At 68.5% G+C, this 1465-nt stretch carries 1 protein-coding gene; it reads right to left on the bottom strand.

The window, feature by feature from the left end; all coding sequences use genetic code 11:
* Nucleotides 1-186: 186 nt before the first annotated feature.
* Nucleotides 187-1398: an IS701 family transposase gene (locus tag BLR04_RS39395; protein WP_425413480.1), complete on the bottom strand. Its 1212-nt coding sequence runs from the start codon at nt 1396-1398 to the stop codon at nt 187-189.
* Nucleotides 1399-1465 lie beyond the last annotated feature (67 nt).

The following is a 1465-nucleotide window of genomic DNA, read 5'->3' as shown; positions in this document are numbered from 1 at the left end:
GGTACTACATTCGTAGGTCCGCTGGGAATGGGTCACCGCGTCGCCGGTAGTGGCTGATCAGAGCACGTGTCTGATGAAGCCGCCGGAAGTGTGACCAAGCCAGGACGTGATCGATGGCGTTGGCCGCTGGGATGAGTAACCGGGCCAGGACGCGGCGGATCTCGGCCAGTGAGAGCCGCACGAGTCTCACCCTGCCGGCGCCTCCAGGAGCAAGTGGTCTTTTCCCTCGTCTCCGGCTGCATCGGCGCCGGTGGGCAGGGCGGCGCGCATGACGGTCAGAAACGCCAGCGCGAGCATGGCGATGGTGACGTGCCGGTGCCATGGGGTCCACTTGCGGACCTGGTACTGGGTCAGGCCGAGCAGGTCCTTGCCGTGTTCGTTGTTCTCCTCGATTTTCCAGCGCATCCCGGCTGCGTCGATCAGCTCGGGGACCGGGGTGCCGGCGGGGGCGTGAGCCAGGAACAGCTCCACCTCGCCCGGAGCCGCCACCGAGCGGCGGATCAGCAGCGTGTGCGCGTATCCGGGCGCGGGCGGCTGCCCGGCCACGGTGACGGCCAGGGCGGTCCAGTCGTAGACGCGCATGCCTTTTGTGCCGGTCCCGCACGAGCGGCGTTCCCAGATGCCGGCCTGGCCGAGGGCCAGCAGCCGGTCCAGTGCGTGCCCGGCCGGCTCGGTGCCGCCGCGGAGGGCGACCAGGGGCAGGTCGGTGGGCACCGCCATGACGTAGCCGACGGCGTGTTCATGGCAGAAGGCGCGCAGGTGCGGGTCACGGCCGTAGCCGGAATCGGCGCACAGGTAGCGGAACAGCGTGCCGGCCGCGAGCTCTTCGGCCAGCATGTCGGCCACCAGTTGGGGCTTGGTGCGGAAGACCACCTGCTCGGGCACCCCGGCCCGTGCCCTGCGCTCGCCGTCGTTCGCCCAGGCTTCGGGCAGGTACAGGCGCCGGTTGACGAACGCGTGCCCGACTTCGGAGGCGTAGGTGAGCATCGGCATCACCTGGCAGTTCTCCACCTGGCCGGTCAACCCGCAGTACTGGCCGGCCACGCCGACCGACTTGTCACCCTTCTTGATCGCGCTCGTGTCGTCGGCGATCAGCACCCCGTCGGCACGCCCCAGGTGCGCGAGCAGGTAGGAGCGGACCTCGTCACGCAGGGCGTCGACGTCCCATTTCGCTCGGTCCAGCAGGTGTTCGAACCGGTTGGCGGTGGCGTGGCCGATGTGGTCGGCCAGCTGCCAGGAGTTCTTGCGTGGCACGTCGGCCAGCAGAGCGCGTACCAGGTCGGCGAACGCCTGCCGGGGTTCGGGCCGGGTGAAGAGGGGTCCGGCGATGCGCGTGGTCAGCGCGGTCAGTTCCGTATCCCAGGACACGACAAGATCGTAGGTCAGAGCGCATGTCACGCACCGAGGATGGAGCAACTACGTTCCGTGGCGGAGCCAAACGAATCAAGATCTACGGATGTAGTAC

This window comes from Nonomuraea maritima (assembly GCF_900100395.1).
Lineage (GTDB): Bacteria > Actinomycetota > Actinomycetes > Streptosporangiales > Streptosporangiaceae > Nonomuraea > Nonomuraea maritima.
This window is presented reverse-complemented; position numbering and strand designations above follow the sequence as displayed.